Origin of the sequence: Amycolatopsis marina (assembly GCF_900111885.1) — a bacterium.
Classification (GTDB): domain Bacteria; phylum Actinomycetota; class Actinomycetes; order Mycobacteriales; family Pseudonocardiaceae; genus Amycolatopsis; species Amycolatopsis marina.
On record NZ_FOKG01000002.1, the window covers coordinates 126,741 to 141,266 of the forward strand.

The following is a 14,526-nucleotide window of genomic DNA, read 5'->3' on the forward strand; positions in this document are numbered from 1 at the left end:
CGGACGGGGACTGGCGCCTCAGCCGTGGATGCGGCCGTCGAGTTCGGCGAGGCGTCGCCCACCGCCGCCCCAGCGCAGCGCGATGATCTCCGCACCGATGGAAACAGCGGTCTCCTCCGGCGTGCGCGCGCCGAGGTCAAGCCCGATCGGCGAGGACAGCCGGGCGAGTTCCGCCTCGGTGAGGCCGGTGTCGTGCAGCCGCTTCATCCGGTCGTCGTGCGTGCGCCGCGAGCCCATCGCGCCGACGTACCCGACGTCCAGCCGCAACGCGACCTCCAGCAGCGGGACGTCGAACTTCGGGTCGTGCGTGAGCACGGTGATCACGGTCCGTTGGTCCACCCGGCCCGCTTCGGCCTCCGCCGCGAGGTACCGGTGCGGCCAGTCGACCACCACCTCGTCGGCGTCCGGGAACCGGCTGGCGGTGGCGAACACCGGCCGCGCATCGCACACGGTCACCCGATAACCGAGATACGCGCCGAGCCGCGCCATCGCCGCGGCGAAGTCGATCGCGCCGAACACCAGCATCCGTGGCCGGGGCTCGAACGAGTTCACGAACACCGCCATACCCTCACCACGGCGCTGGCCGTCCGGCCCGTAGTGCAGCATCTCGCTGCGCCCACTCGCCAGCAGCCCGCGCGCGTCGTCGGCGACGGCGTCGTCGCTGCGGTCCGATCCCAGGCTGCCTGCCACCCGATCCGGCCAGACGATCAGCCTGCGACCGATCCGTTCCGGCTCGGGGTGCTCCACCACGGTCGCGACCGCGACCGGCCGGCCCTCGTGCACGGCCCCGACGATGTCCGGGAGTTCCGGCAGCGACTCGCGGTCGATCCGCTCCACGAAGATGTCGATGATCCCGCCGCAGGTCAGCCCCACGGCGAAGGCGTCGTCGTCGCTGACCCCGAAGCGCTGCGACACCGGTGTGCCGTCGGCGAGCACCTGCTGTGCCAGTTCGTACACCGCACCCTCGACGCACCCGCCGGACACACTGCCGACCACGTCGCCGCCGGCTCCGACAAGCATCGCGGCGCCCGGTGCCCGGGGCGCCGAGGAGAACGTCGCCACGACCGTTCCCACACCCACGCTCTCCCCCGCCGACCACCGCCGGTGCAGTTCGTCCAGCACGTCACGCATCTCGGATCTCCCGCAGCAGTCGTTCGAGTGTGGCCAGGCTGTGTCCGGCCAGCAACCGGTCAAGGTGCGGCAGCGCGGCGGCGATGCCGGACTGCACGGGAGCGTAACCCGCCCGACCCGCGTGCGGGTTGACCCAGAGCACGGTGCGAGCCAGCCTGCGCATCCGCGCGAGTTGCTCGGTGAGCAACGCGGTGTCGCCCCGCTCCCAGCCGTCGGAGAAGACGACCACGACCGCCTGCCGCGCGAGTCCGCGCTGGCCCCACCGGTCGAGGAACACCCGCAGTGTCTCCCCCAGCCGCGTGCCACCCGCGAAATCGGCCACCGCGTGCCCGGCGTCCAGCATGGCGCGCTCCGCGTCCCGCTGCCGCAACTGGCGGGACACCCGGGTCAGGCGGGTGCCCAGGGTGAACACCTCCGTCGACGCCGGAGCGGAGCGCATCACCACGTGCGCGAACCGCAACAGCGAGTCGGCATACGGCGTCATCGAGCCGGAGACGTCGATCAGCAACACCACCCGCCGCGGGCGTCGCGATCGCGCACGGTACGAAAGGCGGACGGGTTCACCACCGCCCGCGAGCATCGCGCGCATCGTCCGGGCCGGATCGAGGTTGCCACGCCGCGCCCTGCGCCTGCGCAGGGACGACCGCCGTGGCGGCACCGGGCGCAGCAGCGTGAACAGCTCACGGAGATGCGCCCGCTCGGCCGCTGTGAGTTCGCCGAGGTCGCGCCCGCGCAGTACCTCGGCTTCGCTGGCCGCGACCCGCAGCTCGTCGCCGGAGCGATCGGCCGCCGCGACCCCGTCGGGCTGAGTGGGGGCGGTCAGCGCGGCGAGGACGCTCTGCTTCTGCCGCACGGGACGGGAGGTCCGGCGCGGCGGTGCAGCGGCGAACCAGGCGGTGAACGCCTCGTCGTAGCGGGGCAGATCGTCAGGATCGGCGCAGAGCGTCAGCCTGCCCGCCCAGTAGACCTCGCCGGGGTCGGCCAGATCCAGCAGCTCCGCGGCAGCGAGGAAGGCCTGCACGCGGTGCGCGTCACACGGCAGGCCCGCCGCGCGCAGTGCGGCGGGAAACCCCACCAGTCCCGGGATCGGTTCGCCCATCCCGCCATTGTCACCCCGTCGCAAGCGTGCTGGGCGGCGAACCGTACCTCGTCTCCCGATTCAGCCGGAGGCCTCGACGGCCACGCCTTCACAGCGCAGCGCGAGCAGCGCGATGTCATCGTGTGCCCTGCCGTCGAGGTGGTCGATCACCCGTTGCTCAACGGCCTCGCACACGGCGTCCGGCTCCGCCCCGGCGTAGGCGGGCAGCAGGGCACGCAGGCGCTCCACACCGAACATGTCCTCCGGTCCCTTCGCCTCACACACCCCATCGGTGTAGAACAGCATGAGGTCACCTCGGCGCAGCTGGATCGTGATCTCCGCGTACGAGAGATCAGGCAGCACGCCCGACAGCGTTCCGGACAGCTCGGGCTCCTCGACAGTGCCATCGCCGCGCAGGACGAGCGGCGCGGGATGCCCGGCGAGCGCCAGTGTCACCTCGGCGCTGCCGTCCGCACACCCCGGCCGGACCCTCGCACAGGCGACGGTGACGAACCGGTCCGAGTCGGCACTGTAGAGGACGTCGTTGAGCGCGGAGAGAATCGTCGCCGGTGACCGGTCGAAGTGCGCCGCGGTGCGGATGGTCTGCCGCGCCCGGCCGGTGAGCACCGCGGCTTCGACGCCCTTGCCGCAGACGTCACCGATGACGAGCGACCAGTCGTCGTTCGCGCCGTGCAGATCGTAGAAGTCACCACCGATCGCCATGTGTTCCATCGCGGCGCGGAACCGGGCGGATACCCGCATTCCGGGGATCTGTTCCAGCACCGGCGGGCGCAGGCTCGCCTGCAAGACCGAGGCGACCTCGCTGCGTTCCTCGTACAGGGCCGCGGAGTCGAGTGTCACCGCTGCCCTGCGGGCGAACTCCTCGGCCAGTTTCAGCTCCGCCGCGTCGAATCCACGGCTCGTCCTGCGCACCAGCACCAGTGCGCCGATGGTCGTTCCCCGAGAGGTCAGCCCGACTCCGAGCACGTCGGCGGGCCGTAGCGCGGCGGCACGCTGTCGCATGCGCTCGTCCGGGATGAGCATGCCGAGACTGTCCTCCCGCTGCCCCGCAGCGGTACCGGACAGGTCTTCCGGCGACTGCAGAGTTTCCGTCTGCCCGCTCCGGCGAATGCGGTCGAGGGCAGTCGCCCCGTCGCCCAGTTCGGTGAGGAAGACGGGCTCCGCGACCGATCCCGCCGCGCCCACGGACTCGAGCCGGACACCATGTCCTTCGAATATCGCGAGCATCATCCAGTCACCGAGATAGGGCACGCCAAGGTGGAGCAGCCGCAGCAGCGTCCTGCGGACGTTGAGGGACCCGGCCAGCTGACGGGAGACGTCCTGCATGAACGCAGCTCGTTCCAGCGCGTGTTCCAGTGCCGAGTTCTCGGCGGCCATCCGCTCCCGTGACGCGGATGACGTGGATGCCGGTGACGACGCGGACGCACCGGTGCTGTCCCCGAGCAACGCATCCATCTCGCGGCCTCCTTCGCCCGAATCCGGCCGACCTCAACGCTGCCGACACTACGTGCCGCGAGGTCAACTGTGTGTCACCCCAGGGGTCCGGCGCTATCCCCGATCCGGTCACGTAGCTGGCGCAGGGTGCTGGCCAGCAGCCGGGACACCTGCATCTGGGAAACGCCGACCCGGCGGGCGATGTCGGACTGGCTCAGGCCGAAACCGAATCGCAGCAGGACGATCTTGCGTTCCCGCTCCGGCAGGTCCTCGACCAAGGGACCGATCAGCGCGCGCAGTTCGGCCTGGTCGAGGTTGTCGTCAGCCGAACCGAAAACGGGATGTGCCGACTCCTCCATCAGCGCGTCGAGGGAGGTGCCGTACTGCCCTCGCTCGGCGAGCAGACCTTCATGCACCTCTTCCCTGCTGATGCCGAGATACTCGGCGAGTTCGCTCGGCCGAGGCGCCCGCGCCAGCCTCGTGGTGAGTTCCTCCCGTGCCGTCGCGAGCTTGCCGTGCAGGTCCTTCAGCCTGCGGGGTACGCGTACCGACCAGCCGGAATCGCGGAAGTAGCGGCGAATCTCGCCGGTGATCGTCGGGACGGCATAGCCGAGGAACTCGGTGCCGTGCTCGGGATCGAACCGGTCGATGGCATTGATCAGGCCGACGGTGCCGACCTGGAGCAGGTCCTCCATCGACTCCGTCTGGCCGCGGTACCGGCGGGCGAGATTGCGCACGAGGCCGAGATGATGGTGTACGAGCTGCTCACGCAGGCGTTCGCGGCGGCGGTCCCCCGGCGCCAGCGCACGCAGCTGCCGGAACATCTCCGGGACGTCCTCGTCGCGGATGCCGACCGAGCCGCGCCTGCCGTCGTGTTCCCGCTCGGTCACCGGGCGACCGTCGCGCTGTCCCGCGCGAGGTCGACCTTGGCCCGAAAGCCCCCGTCCACCTGATCCATCGACCTGTCGACGGAGCTGACCAGCGCGTTCAGCAGCTGCCAGCCGAGCGCGTCCTGGACGACCAGGTCGGGCTGCTCCGTGAAGACGGAGACACTCAACTCGATCCGTCCGGCGCCGTACCGGAAAGCGCAGTCGAGCAGGCCGTCCGAGGCCGCAGGAAGCAACAGCGAGCAGGCTTCGTCCACGGCCATCCGCAGATCGTCGATCGCATCGAGATCGAAGTCCAGACGCATCGCCAGGTCTGCGCCAATCGTACGCAACGTGGGGATCACCTCCGCCGTGGCGGAGGTCTGCACTGTCATCGAGTGCATCGCATGCCCTGCTGATTCCCTCGCCACGAAATCCTGCGGCACTGTCGCCTCCTCCATCGATCGCGGCTGCGCCGCTGAGATGCCCCCTCACACGGTAGTTCAAACCCGGAAGGCTATTCACAAGTCGGTGGACGGGGAGGCCCCTCACTGCCGACTGAAGGTGGGCCACGGACACGACCGCACGTCGGCGGGTGACCAACCCGACTCGTGAACAAGACAGCGACGTTTGACCGCGGCGACAGCCGGGTAGCAGCACACCGGACGTGAAGATCGCTGAAAGGGCGGGGACGAGATGGCCGATGTGAGCCGACTGCCGGTCGTGGTCGCTGAGGAGTGGGACTGGCAACTGCACGGCGCCTGCCGAGGCGCGGACAGCAGCCTCTTCTTTCATACCGACAATGAGCGCGGACTGGCGCGGGAGACCCGGGAGCAGCGCGCCAAGGCGATCTGCCGGTCCTGTCCCGTGCTGGAGCAGTGCCGGGAACACGCCCTTTCGGTGCAGGAGCCGTACGGGATCTGGGGCGGACTCGGCGAGATCGAGCGGCGCGAGATGTTCCGGCGGCAGCGCCGCGCACCGAGGGAGACCGCAGGGAGAAACTGAACACTCCGGGTGATCGACAAGCTCCTCATCCGCTCGGCTAGAGTCGGGGCTGTTCTGTTGCATGGACAGCGCTCACCGTCCAGTGTGAGTACCCCACCCGATGCCGCAGCCGGCGCTTGAGACCACAGGCGCAAACCGGGGGCGCATCGGTAAGCCTGAGGAGAGTTCCTATGAGCGTCCCTGGTCTGGATGCCCAGACGCCCGGCTTCAGCATCACCACCACGGCCGGAGACGGCGAGTGGCGTGTGGCCGTCGCCGGGGAACTCGACCTGTTGACCAGTCCGCGGTTGCAGGAGGCCCTGGCCTCGGTCGTCAACGACGAACGGCCCGGGAGCCTGGTGGCCGACCTGTCCGGCGTGACGTTCTTCGACTCGTCGGCGCTCAACACGCTGCTTCAGGTGCAGCGGCATGCACAGGAGCGCAAGGTGCCCATGTCGGTGGTGGCGAGCAGCGCCGTGGAACGGGTGATCACGCTGGCCGGCGTGGACGAGCACCTGACCTGGAGTGCGGCACAGGCCTGAGTGGGCGGCTGAGGAACTGTGGTCTGCGTGGTCGTGGCGAGTCAGAGCCCTGGCGACTCGGGCAGCGGACCCGAGTTCTCGCCACGGCCACTGAGCCTGCGCCGGTCACGCGAGCAAGGCGTCCAGCTTCGCTCGCACCCGCTCGGCATCCTCGCTGTACTTGAGCACCGCGCCGAGCGTCAGCGCGGCGGCCTCGGCGTCGAGTTCGTCACGGTCCAGCGCCAGCAGTGCCTGTGCCCAGTCCAGGGACTCGGCCACACCGGGTGGCTTGAGTAGCTCCAGTTCCCTGAGCCTGCGCACCGCATCGGCGACCTGGCCGGCCAGTCGTGCACCGATCCCGGGTATCCGGGCCCGCAGGATGGCGATCTCCCTCGCCAGGTCCGGGTGCTCGAGCCAGTGGTAGAGGCAGCGGCGCTTGAGTGCGTCGTGCACCTCCCTTGTCCGGTTCGATGTCAGCACGACCAGCGGCGGCGTCTGCGCACGGACCTCGCCGTACTCGGGAATGGTGACCGCGTTCTCGTCGAGCAGCTGCAGCAGGAACGCCTCGAACTCGTCGTCGGCCCTGTCGATCTCGTCGATCAGCAGCACGCAGGGCGCGGTCGTGAGCGCCCGGAGCAGTGGCCGGGCCAGCAGGAACCGATCGGTGTAGAGCGACTGCTCCGCGGCGTCGACGTCGAGAGTGCCGCCGCTCGCGGCCTCCATCGCGCGCAGGTGCAGCAACTGCCGGGGAAAGTCCCATTCGTACAGCGCCTGCGAAGCGTCGATCCCTTCGTGACACTGCAGACGGATCAACGGCTGACCGAGCGCCTCGGCAAGGGCCAGCGCCAACGAGGTCTTCCCCGTGCCTGGCTCGCCCTCGCAGAACAGTGGCTTGCGCATCCGCATGGCGAGGAAGGCTGCGGTGGCCACCCCGGCGTCGGCAAGGTACCCGGCCTTCTCCAGCGCGTCGGCGACCTTTGCTGGGGAGCCCGGCAACTCGGTGGCACCTGTCACACCCGCAGTCTAAAGCCTCGGCGATCTTCCGCAGCGCGCCCAACCCGGCGCCCCTGACGACCCGTCTCTCCCGCACCAGGTTAGGGCGTCTGCAAGTACTACCAAGCAAGATCGACTCCGTCTTCAACTGCCACCAACCCAGCGCCTCGAGTGGGCTCGGTTGGAGTGGGTTGGGGGTGGTCTTGATCTTGCTTGGTAGTACTTGCAGGCCCTCCAAGCTGAGTGCGGGAGGGCTGGGTCAGGGGTCTGGGAGATCGGCGGGGGTGTCGACGTCGGCGCCGCTGCCGAGGTCCGCGCACTCGACGAGCCGCAGGTCCGGGCGTGCGGCCAGCCAGTCCCGGGCACCGCGGTCGCCGACGGCCCCCTCGGCGATCTCCGCCCACCAGCGGCGGCCGAGCAGCACGGGGTGGCCCGGCACTCCGGCGTAGGCCGCCCGTGCGACGACGTCCGCAGCGCTCAGCCTGCGCAGCCTGGTCACGATCTCGGGCCCGACCCACGGCAGGTCCACCAACTGCACGAGCACCGCCTGCACCTGCCGGTCCACCGTGTGCAGCGAGTCCAGTCCCGCCCGCAGCGACGCACCCAAGCCCGACGCCCAGTCCGCTGCCTCGACCGTGACCGTGTCCTCGGGCAGCAACGCCCGTGCCTCGCCCGCGCCCGCCCCCAGAACCACGTGCACCGGCTCGCAGCCACCGTCGACGAGAGTGCGCAGCCCGCGTTGCACGAACCGTTCCCCGCCGGACTCGACGAGCGCCTTGGGCCTGCCGAAGCGGCGGCCTGCACCCGCGGCGAGCAACAGTCCAGCGGTACTCACCGATCGGACCGCGCCGGCGCGGTGACGGCCAGGTCCGCCTCGATCCTGCGGCAGGCCGCCACCAGTCGTGGCAGGATGTCCCCGCGCAGCGCCTCCGAGGTGGTCCGGCTGGCATGCGTCGAGACGTTCACCGCAGCTGTGACCCTGCCGTGGCGGTCGTGCACCGGAGCTGCCACCGATCGCAGTCCCTCCTCTAGCTCCTGGTCCACCAGCGCGTATCCCTGCTCCCGTACCCGCGCCAGCTCGGCGCGCAGATCCTCGGGAGCGGTCAGGGTGTGCGAGGTGAGCCGGTTCAACCGGGCGTCCGCGAAGTAGTCGTCGAGCGCGTCCTTGTCCAGCCCGGCCAGCAGCACGTGCCCCATCGAGGTGGCGTGCGCGGGAAACCGCGTCCCGACGCTGATGCTCACCGTCATGATCCGCGACACCGCGACCCTCGCGACATAGACGATGTCCGTGCCGTCGAGCACCGAGGCGGAACAGGACTCGTGCACCTCCGTGGACAGCTGCTCCAGATGCGGCTGAGCGACCTCGGGCAACGACAGTCCGGACAGGAACGAGTAGCCGAGCTCAAGCACCCGTGCCGTCAGGGAGAAGAACTTGCCGTCGAAGGCGACGTAGCCGAGATCGACCAGGGTGAGCAGGAACCGCCGGGCGGCGGCCCGGGTGAGCCCGGTGGTGCGGGCGACGTCGCTGAGCGTCAACGTCTGCGCCCCCGTGCCGAACGCTCGGATCACCGCGAGCCCACGCTCCAGCGACTGCACATGGTGCGCTCCGCGCGGTTCCGGTGCGGTGTCGTCCATCCCGCCAGCCTATCCGGGTTCGGCGACGTCGCCGAACTCACCGAGTTCACCGAGCGTCCGCTGGGCGATGGCGAACGCGGCGTTGGCGGCAGGCACGCCCGCGTAAACGCCGGTGTGCAGCAACACCTCGCCGATCTCGGCCGCGGTCAGTCCATTGCGGACAGCCGCTCGCACGTGCATGGCGAGTTCGTCGTGACAGTGCAACGCGGTCAGGACGGCGAGGGTGATGCAGCTGCGGGTCCTTCGGTCCAGCCCGTCCCGCGTCCACACCGCGCCCCACGCGGACCTGGTGATGTACTCCTGGAACGGCGCGGTGAACTCCGTGGTGCCGGCGACGGCACGATCCACGTGCTCGTCACCGAGTACCTCGCGGCGCACCGCCATCCCGGCCTCGTAGCTGTCCTGCTCACTCATGCTTCTGCACCTCCAGGTGCTCGACCATCAGGTCGGCGAAGCGCTCCGGCTGCTGCACATTGCCCAGGTGCGCGGCTTCTCGCACGATCTCCAGCCGGGCGCCGGCCACGGCCTCGGCGATCCGGCGGCCGTGCTCCGGCGGTGTCGACGGGTCCTCGGCCGCGGAGATCACCAGCGTCGGCGCGGTGATCCGGGGGAGCGCTCCGAGCAGGTCCATGTTCTCGATCGCGGCACAACAGCCCGCGTAGCCGACAGGATCCGTCGCACGGATCATTTCGCCGAACTCCTCGGCGCGCCGCGGGTTCCCGGCACGCCAGCCCCGGGTGAACCAGCGCTCGAGGGCCGCGTCCGCGATCGGCGCCATTCCCCGCACCCGCACGAGTTCCGCACGTTCGGACCACATGCCACGCGGACCGAGTTCGGCGGACGTGCAGCACAGGGTCAGGCTCCGGACGCGCTCCGGCGCATGCGCCCCGACCCACATCCCGACCATGCCACCGAGCGAGAGGCCGGCGACATGCGCGGCCTCGACGCCCAACGCGTCCAGCAGGGACAACAGGTCCCCGCCGAGGTCGGAAAGATCGTACGGTCCCTGCGTAGCGGGAGAACCACCGTGTCCTCTGTGGTCGTAGCGCACCACCCGGTACCCGGCTCCGGTGAGCGGCGCGACCTGCGGCTGCCACATCCGCAGGTCACTTCCGAGCGATCCGCTGAGCACGACGACCTCACTGTCCCCGCCGTCCCTGCCGTTCCCGGGGCCGTCGACGACATGGTTGACCGCGACCGTCACCTGTTCTCCCTTCGATTCCGGTACTGCCCCACCGCACGCCCGACGAACTCTCCCGCGCTGCCGAGGTAGTCCGCGGGGTCGAGCAGCTCGGCGATCCGCTCCCGCGACAGCTCGGCACCGACCACCGGATCGGCGGCAAGCAGCTCGGTCAGCTCACCCTCCCCCTCGGCGACCCGCGAGCAGCAGGCCGTGACGGCGTCGTGCGCGGTCAGCCTGCCGACCACCGGAGCGAGTTCGGTGGTGATCCGTTCGGCGAGCATCAGCCCACCGGTCGCTTCGAGATTGCGTCGCATCCGCGCCGGGTCGACGTCAAGGCGGTGCAGGCTCCTGCTCAGCCAGTGCACCGCGGATCCGGTGCTGCGCAACAGTTCGCTGAATGGGCGCCATTCCGCGTGCCAGGCTCCGGCCGCTCGCTGGTGCTCCTGCTCTGCCGCGGCGAGCAACGTCGCGACCAGGCCGGGGGCCTGCCGGGCACAGGCCACAGCGGCGACGGCGGCGACCGGATTTCGCTTGTGCGGCATCGTGGACGACCCGCCGCTGCCGGATGGCCCCTGCTCGGTCACCTCCCCCACCTCTGTCTGCGCCAGCAGGGTGATCGTGCGGGCGATCCCGGACACCGCGCCCGCGGCCGTGCCCAGCTTTCCCGCGAGCTCGGTGATCCGCGTCCTTTCGGTGTGCCAGGGCAGCACAGGCTCGGCGAGGCCGAGCCTGCGGCTCAACGCCGCGAGTACGACAGGCCCTTCGACGCCGAGCGAGGCGAGAGTGCCGGTCGCCCCGCCGAGCTGCACGGCGGGACGCGGCTCTCGCAGCCCTGCGGCCGCGCGCTCGAGCGCACCGAGCCAGCCCGCCGCGACCAGGCCGAAGGTGACGGGCAAAGCCTGCTGCCCCAACGTCCGTCCGGATTGGACGGTCGTGGCATGTGCCTCGGCCAGAGTCGCCGCAGCCTCGGCACACGCATCCAGGTCGGCCAGCAGCAGGGTGCGGGCACGAGTGAACAGGAGCATCGCGGCGGAGTCCACGATGTCCTGGCTCGTCGCACCGAGGTGCACGAAGCGGCCTGCCTCCCCCGCGCGCCGGGTGATCATCCTGACCAGCGGCGCCGCCGGATTGCCGGTGCCCGCTGCCTGCTCGCCCAGTACCGCGAGGTCCTCGGTCGTCCAGTTCCCGATCCGGCACACCTCCGCGATCCGGTCGGCGTGTGCCCGCTCGATCAGGCCGGCGTCCGCCCCGGCCGCGGCGAGCGCGGACTCGACGTCGAGCATCGCCCGCAGCCAGGCACGGTCGCCGACCTCGCCGCGTACCGGGCCCGCGGCGAGCACGCCGTCGAACAGTCCGGGCCGGTCTACCGTCACCCGATCACCCCCCGGCCTGCGGAGGCCGGGTGCAGGTGAGACACGGACGTCTGCCGCACCTGCGTCTGTGCACAACGCTCATTTGTTTGCGCCACTGTGCCACCGGCTCATACATCGAAGAACACTGTCTCCCCTTCACCCTGCAGCCGCACGTCGAAGCGGTAGCCGTCCTCGGTGCGGGAGGCGATCAACGTGTCGCGCCGCTCGGGCGGAACCGACGTGAGCACCTCGTCAGCGGCGTTGGCCTCGGCCTGGTCGGCGAAGTAGATCCGGGTGACCACCCGGTGCAGCAGTCCCCTGGCGAACACGGAGACGTCGATGTGCGGCGCCTGTCCCGGCAGCGCTCCGGGGACCACCGTGCGGATTCCGTAGGTGCCTTCGTCGGTGGTGGGGCAGCGCCCGAACCCCCGGAAGCCGTCCGCACGCTCGTCCCTCGGATCGTCGGGATGGTCGAACCGGCCCTGCGGATCGGCCTGCCACGTCTCGATCAGGGCGTCCGGCACCGGCGCTCCCGCGCCGTCGCGGACGGTGCCACGGATCCATACGGCACCCGGTGCGTCCTCCGCCACGACATCGGGGCCGTCCGGCCACGGCAGGCCGAGCCCAAGGTAGGGACCGACGGTCTGCGACGGGGTGCTGCCGACTGTGCTCATTCGTGCGCCTCCTCGAAGACGCTGGCCGCACGGCCGCGCAGCACGATGTCGAACTCGAACGCCAGCGCCCATTCCGGCCGCGTGCGGTCGAGATCGAACCGGGAGATCATCCGCTGCCTGGCCCGCTCGTCCGGTACGGAGTTGAAAATCGGGTCCTGCGCGAAGAGGGGATCGTCCGGGAAGTACATCTGGGTGACCAGCCGCTGGGTGAAGGCAGTTCCGAACACCGAGAAGTGGATGTGGGCGGGACGCCAGGCGTTGTCGTGGTTCTTCCAGGGATAGGCGCCGGGCTTGATGGTGGTGAACTCGTAGCGGCCCTCGTCGTCGGTCAGCGTGCGGCCGACGCCCTCGAAGTTCGGGTCGACCGCGCACGGCCAGTTGTCCCACACGTGCTTGTAGCGCCCGCCCGCGTTGGCCTGCCAGATCTCGACCAGTGAGTTGCGTACCGGGCGGCCATCGCCGTCGAGCAGCCTGCCGTGCACGATGATCCGCTGCCCCTGCGGCTCTCCCCCATGGCCCCGGGTCAGGTCGTTGTCGTGGTCGCCGAGGCGACCGGGCCCCAGCAGCGGACCGGTGACCTCGGTGAGTTTCTGCGGCAGCAGCACCAACGGCTGCTGGGGGTACCGCAGGCCGGTGGACCGGTAGCCGGGCGAGTTCAGCGGCGGGTGTGTGCCCTCCGGATCCTTCCGGTACCTCGGCAACCGCAGTCCCGACCCCGTCGTCGTTGTCATCGGGCGAATCTCCCTCTTCTCAGGATTCCAGGACGACGGCCAGCCCCTGGCCGACGCCGATGCAGATCGCGGCGAGGCCCCAGCCACCGCCCCTGCGGCGCAACTCGTGGGCCAACGTGCCGAGGATGCGCCCGCCGGAGGCGCCCAGCGGATGCCCGATGGCGATGGCTCCGCCGTTGACGTTGACGATCGAGGGATCCAGCTTCGGCCACTCGGCGAGGCAGGCGAGCGACTGGGCGGCGAACGCCTCGTTGAGTTCGACGGCCGCCAGGTCCGCCCAGCCGATACCCGCACGCTCCAACGCGATCTCGGCCGCGCGCACCGGCCCGATGCCGAAGACGTCCGGGTCCACGCCCGCCGCTCCCCTGCCCGCGATCCTGGCGAGCGGCGCCGTGCCGACCCGTTCGGCGGCAGCCGCGTCGCCGAGCAGCACGGCGGAGGCACCGTCGTTGAGCGGTGAGGCGTTGCCCGCGGTCACCGTGCCCTCCGCGCGGAAGGCCGGCTTCAGCTTGGCGAGCTTGTCCTGCGACGAGTCGGGGCGGATGCCCTCGTCCCGCTCCAGTTCGGTGCCGGGGACCGCGACCACGTGGTCGTCGTAGAACCCGTTGTCCCAGGCCGCGGCGGCGTTGCGGTGGCTGCGCACGGCGAACTCGTCCTGCTCGTCGCGGCCGATCCCGTAGCGCTGCGCCAGCAACTCGGTGCTCTCGCCGAGGGAGACCGTCCACTGTTCGGGCATCGCCGGGTTGACCATGCGCCAGCCAAGCGTGCTGGAGTACAACGTCTCGTGGCCGTTCGGAAACGCCTTGCCGGGCTTGGGCAGCACCCACGGCGCCCGGCTCATCGACTCGACGCCGCCCGCCACCACGAGAGAGGCGTCGCCGACGCCGATCGTGCGGCTGGCCTGCATCGCGGCGTCAAGTCCGGAGCCGCACAGCCGGTTGACGGTGCTCCCGGGAACCGTGGTGGGCCAGCCCGCGAGCAGGGCCGCCATGCGAGCGACGTTGCGGTTGTCCTCGCCCGCGCCGTTCGCGTCACCGAGCACCACTTCGTCCACAAGAGACGGATCAAGGTCACTGCGGGCCGCGAGTGCACCGAGCACATGAGCGGCGAGGTCGTCGGGGCGGACCCCGGACAGCGCGCCGCCGTAGCGGCCGAACGGTGTGCGGACCGCGTCCAGCACGAAAACGTCGCCCATCAGGCCTCCTTCAGCGCGCGCAGGGCGCGCAGCTCGTCCTTCGTCGGCGCCGGGGTGCGCGCCAGGTCCGGTGCGACCCCCAGGTCCCAGCCGGTCGCCTCGCGCACCTGCTCCACTTCGACACCGGGGTGCAACTCGGTGAGTACCAGTTCCCGCGTTTCCGGATCCGGCCGGAACACGCCGAGGTCGGTGATCACCAGGGTCGGGCCCGCGCCGCGCAGGCCGAGCCGCTCCCGGTCACCGGCCGCCCTACCGTGCCCGACGGACGTCACGAAGTCGACCTGCTCGACGAAACTGCGCCTGCTCTGCCGCACGACGACGAACACCTCACCGCAGGAAGCGGCGATCTCCGGTGCTCCGCCCGCACCGGGCAGGCGCACCTTGGGCTCGTGGTAGTCGGCCCCGATCACCGTGGTGTTGATGTTGCCGAAGCGGTCCAGCTGCGCGGCTCCGAGGAAGCCCACATCGATTCGTCCCGGCTGGAGCCAGTAGTTGAACACCTCCGGCACGCTGACCACGGCGTCCGCCGTCTCGGCGAGAATCCCGTCGCCGATCGAGGCGGGCAGCCTTCCCGGCTTGGCGCCCAGCGCGCCCGACTCGTAGACCAGGACAAGATCCGGGGCATGCGTCCTGCGCGCCAAATTCGCCGCCGTGGACGGCAGGCCTATACCGACGAAACACCGACGACCACCGGTGAGGGCCCGCGCGGCTGCGATCGACATCATCTC

The 14,526-nt window shown here is 70.5% G+C and carries 17 protein-coding genes; 2 read left to right on the forward strand and 15 right to left on the reverse strand.

Translation table 11 applies throughout. The annotated features are described in order from the left end of the window. Positions 1–18: 18 nt before the first annotated feature. The 5 genes from BM199_RS04720 to BM199_RS04740 form a co-directional block, all read right to left on the reverse strand. Positions 19–1,131, reverse strand: coding sequence for an XdhC family protein (locus tag BM199_RS04720; protein WP_091670122.1), 1,113 nt, complete (start codon positions 1,129–1,131; stop codon positions 19–21). Beyond that, the gene (locus BM199_RS04725) at positions 1,124–2,230 is read right to left on the reverse strand and encodes a vWA domain-containing protein (RefSeq protein ID WP_091670125.1); all 1,107 of its coding nucleotides are present in this window, start codon (positions 2,228–2,230) and stop codon (positions 1,124–1,126) included. The genes BM199_RS04720 and BM199_RS04725 overlap by 8 nt, the downstream gene beginning before the upstream one ends. Before the next feature lie 60 nt (positions 2,231–2,290). Continuing rightward, positions 2,291–3,685 (reverse strand): PP2C family protein-serine/threonine phosphatase, encoded by a 1,395-nt coding sequence (locus BM199_RS04730; RefSeq protein WP_245788161.1) that lies wholly within the window; start codon positions 3,683–3,685, stop codon positions 2,291–2,293. 74 nt (positions 3,686–3,759) lie between these two features. Continuing rightward, a complete protein-coding gene (locus BM199_RS04735; protein WP_091670857.1) occupies positions 3,760–4,488 on the reverse strand; it encodes a SigB/SigF/SigG family RNA polymerase sigma factor in 729 nt (242 codons plus the stop codon). A 62-nt stretch (positions 4,489–4,550) separates the two neighbouring features. Next, a complete protein-coding gene (locus tag BM199_RS04740; RefSeq protein WP_245788162.1) occupies positions 4,551–4,925 on the reverse strand; it encodes an ATP-binding protein in 375 nt (124 codons plus the stop codon). A 301-nt stretch (positions 4,926–5,226) separates the two neighbouring features. On the opposite strand from BM199_RS04740, the gene BM199_RS04745 reads away from it, so the two are divergent. Then, complete coding sequence (locus BM199_RS04745) at positions 5,227–5,535, forward strand: WhiB family transcriptional regulator (RefSeq protein ID WP_091670130.1); 309 nt, start codon at positions 5,227–5,229, stop codon at positions 5,533–5,535. 170 nt (positions 5,536–5,705) lie between these two features. Continuing rightward, positions 5,706–6,056, forward strand: a complete 351-nt coding sequence (locus BM199_RS04750) for an STAS domain-containing protein (protein WP_091670133.1) — start codon at positions 5,706–5,708, stop codon at positions 6,054–6,056. A gap of 105 nt (positions 6,057–6,161) precedes the next feature. Here BM199_RS04750 and BM199_RS04755 read toward each other — a convergent pair whose 3' ends face one another. The 10 genes from BM199_RS04755 to BM199_RS04800 form a co-directional block, all read right to left on the reverse strand. After that, positions 6,162–7,049 carry an AAA family ATPase gene (locus BM199_RS04755; RefSeq protein WP_091670136.1) on the reverse strand — a complete coding sequence of 296 codons (888 nt, stop codon included), beginning with the start codon at positions 7,047–7,049 and terminating at the stop codon, positions 6,162–6,164. 238 nt (positions 7,050–7,287) lie between these two features. Continuing rightward, positions 7,288–7,863, reverse strand: coding sequence for a nucleotidyltransferase family protein (locus BM199_RS04760; protein ID WP_091670139.1), 576 nt, complete (start codon positions 7,861–7,863; stop codon positions 7,288–7,290). Continuing rightward, entirely contained in the window at positions 7,860–8,663 is an 804-nt protein-coding gene (locus tag BM199_RS04765; RefSeq protein WP_091670141.1) for an IclR family transcriptional regulator, read from the reverse strand. The genes BM199_RS04760 and BM199_RS04765 overlap by 4 nt, the downstream gene beginning before the upstream one ends. Positions 8,664–8,672: 9 nt before the next feature. Beyond that, positions 8,673–9,077: a 4-carboxymuconolactone decarboxylase gene (pcaC, locus tag BM199_RS04770; RefSeq protein ID WP_091670144.1), complete on the reverse strand. Its 405-nt coding sequence runs from the start codon at positions 9,075–9,077 to the stop codon at positions 8,673–8,675. Next, positions 9,070–9,867 (reverse strand): 3-oxoadipate enol-lactonase, encoded by a 798-nt coding sequence (gene pcaD, locus BM199_RS04775; RefSeq protein WP_091670146.1) that lies wholly within the window; start codon positions 9,865–9,867, stop codon positions 9,070–9,072. Before pcaD ends, pcaC begins: the two co-directional genes overlap by 8 nt. Continuing rightward, on the reverse strand, positions 9,864–11,219 hold the full coding sequence (locus tag BM199_RS04780; RefSeq protein ID WP_245788163.1) for a lyase family protein: 1,356 nt from the start codon (positions 11,217–11,219) through the stop codon (positions 9,864–9,866). The genes pcaD and BM199_RS04780 overlap by 4 nt, the downstream gene beginning before the upstream one ends. 107 nt (positions 11,220–11,326) lie before the next feature. Next, entirely contained in the window at positions 11,327–11,872 is a 546-nt protein-coding gene (gene pcaG / locus BM199_RS04785; RefSeq protein WP_091670149.1) for a protocatechuate 3,4-dioxygenase subunit alpha, read from the reverse strand. After that, the gene (pcaH, locus tag BM199_RS04790; RefSeq protein ID WP_091670151.1) at positions 11,869–12,603 is read right to left on the reverse strand and encodes a protocatechuate 3,4-dioxygenase subunit beta; all 735 of its coding nucleotides are present in this window, start codon (positions 12,601–12,603) and stop codon (positions 11,869–11,871) included. The genes pcaG and pcaH overlap by 4 nt, the downstream gene beginning before the upstream one ends. Before the next feature lie 19 nt (positions 12,604–12,622). Continuing rightward, a complete protein-coding gene (locus BM199_RS04795) occupies positions 12,623–13,798 on the reverse strand; it encodes a thiolase family protein (protein ID WP_091670154.1) in 1,176 nt (391 codons plus the stop codon). Then, a complete protein-coding gene (locus tag BM199_RS04800) occupies positions 13,798–14,523 on the reverse strand; it encodes a CoA-transferase subunit beta (protein ID WP_091670863.1) in 726 nt (241 codons plus the stop codon). Before BM199_RS04800 ends, BM199_RS04795 begins: the two co-directional genes overlap by 1 nt. Positions 14,524–14,526 lie beyond the last annotated feature (3 nt).

Coding starts and splice junctions, on each gene's coding strand:
- BM199_RS04720 (WP_091670122.1), bottom strand. CDS start 1,131: ATGCGTGACGTGCTGGACGAACTGCACCGGCGGTGGTCGGCGGGGGAG.
- BM199_RS04725 (WP_091670125.1), bottom strand. CDS start 2,230: ATGGGCGAACCGATCCCGGGACTGGTGGGGTTTCCCGCCGCACTGCGC.
- BM199_RS04730 (WP_245788161.1), bottom strand. CDS start 3,685: ATGGATGCGTTGCTCGGGGACAGCACCGGTGCGTCCGCGTCGTCACCG.
- BM199_RS04735 (WP_091670857.1), bottom strand. CDS start 4,488: ATGTTCCGGCAGCTGCGTGCGCTGGCGCCGGGGGACCGCCGCCGCGAA.
- BM199_RS04740 (WP_245788162.1), bottom strand. CDS start 4,925: ATGACAGTGCAGACCTCCGCCACGGCGGAGGTGATCCCCACGTTGCGT.
- BM199_RS04745 (WP_091670130.1), top strand. CDS start 5,227: ATGGCCGATGTGAGCCGACTGCCGGTCGTGGTCGCTGAGGAGTGGGAC.
- BM199_RS04750 (WP_091670133.1), top strand. CDS start 5,706: ATGAGCGTCCCTGGTCTGGATGCCCAGACGCCCGGCTTCAGCATCACC.
- BM199_RS04765 (WP_091670141.1), bottom strand. CDS start 8,663: ATGGACGACACCGCACCGGAACCGCGCGGAGCGCACCATGTGCAGTCG.
- pcaC (WP_091670144.1), bottom strand. CDS start 9,077: ATGAGTGAGCAGGACAGCTACGAGGCCGGGATGGCGGTGCGCCGCGAG.
- pcaG (WP_091670149.1), bottom strand. CDS start 11,872: ATGAGCACAGTCGGCAGCACCCCGTCGCAGACCGTCGGTCCCTACCTT.
- pcaH (WP_091670151.1), bottom strand. CDS start 12,603: ATGACAACGACGACGGGGTCGGGACTGCGGTTGCCGAGGTACCGGAAG.
- BM199_RS04795 (WP_091670154.1), bottom strand. CDS start 13,798: ATGGGCGACGTTTTCGTGCTGGACGCGGTCCGCACACCGTTCGGCCGC.
- BM199_RS04800 (WP_091670863.1), bottom strand. CDS start 14,523: ATGATGTCGATCGCAGCCGCGCGGGCCCTCACCGGTGGTCGTCGGTGT.